Here is a 1,139-nt window from a genome sequence, read left to right as displayed (position 1 = left end):
TGAGCTATGCTGAAGAAACCGTAGAGATAAACTTGGTAAACTAACGACTCGATGAGGAGTTTACCATGACCAAGAAGATCAGAACTTATAGCACCCAATTTAAAGCAGAAGCCGTTAAGAAGATAGCAGACAATAACGGCAACATCTCAGCGACCGCAAAGCAGCTTGGCATAGCGATGCAAACGTTATCTAATTGGAACAATAAAGCCAATCAAGGCAAACTTGTCGGCACAGAACAATATGATCCTGAGCTTATGGCAGCTATTCAGGAAATAAAGCAGCTCAAGCGGCAGCTTAAAGTGGCTGAAGAGGAACGAGAGATCCTAAAAAAGGCCACGGCGTACTTTGCGAAAAACAGTTAGTGAAGTACGCCTTTATAAAAACTAATAGACAGGCCTTTAGTATCGTCTCTATGTGCCGTGTATTAAGGGTTAAGCCATCAAGCTATTACGACTGGATAAATCGCGATATCAGCGACCAACAGATACATCGTAACCAGTCTGAGCTACTGGTTAGAGCCGCTCACAGTGAAACTCGTGAGCGCTATGGTGTTGAGCGACTGCATGCAAAGCTAATAGAGCAAGGCCATGACATTAGCTTGTACATGGTCAGACGTATCAAAGAAGAACATGGCATCAAATGCCGTCGCCACAAACGCTTTAAGGTCACCACGGACTCAAACCATAATAAAATGGTTTATCCAAACGTGCTCGATCAGCAGTTTGATGCTAAGCGTCCTAATGAGTCTTGGGTCAGTGATATCACCTATATCTGGACAAGCGAGGGTTGGCTATACTTAGCAGGAGTAAAAGATTTATACACCAAAGAGCTGGTCGGCTACGCCATTAATAAGCGCATGACAGCAGATTTAGTATGCCGTGCACTCAATATGGCAATCAAGAATAAACGACCAAGCCAAGGGCTAATTGTGCATTCTGATAGAGGCAGTCAGTACTGTAGCCACGCTTATCACAAGATCATCAAGCAGCATCAGTTTAAAGGCTCAATGAGTGCTAAAGGCAACTGCTTTGACAACGCACCCATAGAAAGCTTCTGGGGCATATTAAAGAACGAGCTTGTATATCACCAAGACTATAAAACAAGATTTGCAGCCATCAGAGATATTATTGGATATATTG

1 protein-coding gene is annotated in these 1,139 nt (G+C 43.3%); it reads left to right on the top strand.

Annotation, left to right across the window (positions count from 1 at the left end):
• Positions 1-65: 65 nt before the first annotated feature.
• Positions 66-1,139, top strand: a protein-coding gene (locus tag EI162_RS14250; protein WP_192524955.1) for an IS3 family transposase whose coding sequence is annotated in 2 segments (ribosomal slippage) — positions 66-324 and positions 324-1,139 — 1,075 coding nt annotated over the 2 segments. Because the reading frame shifts where the segments join, the coding sequence is not laid out codon by codon here. This gene is flagged as partial in the annotation.

Origin of the sequence: Psychrobacter sp. FME6 (assembly GCF_014861365.1) — a bacterium.
In the GTDB taxonomy this organism is placed as follows: domain Bacteria; phylum Pseudomonadota; class Gammaproteobacteria; order Pseudomonadales; family Moraxellaceae; genus Psychrobacter.
The sequence above is the reverse complement of the archived record's forward strand: the minus strand, read 5'-3'. Positions and strand labels throughout refer to the sequence as shown.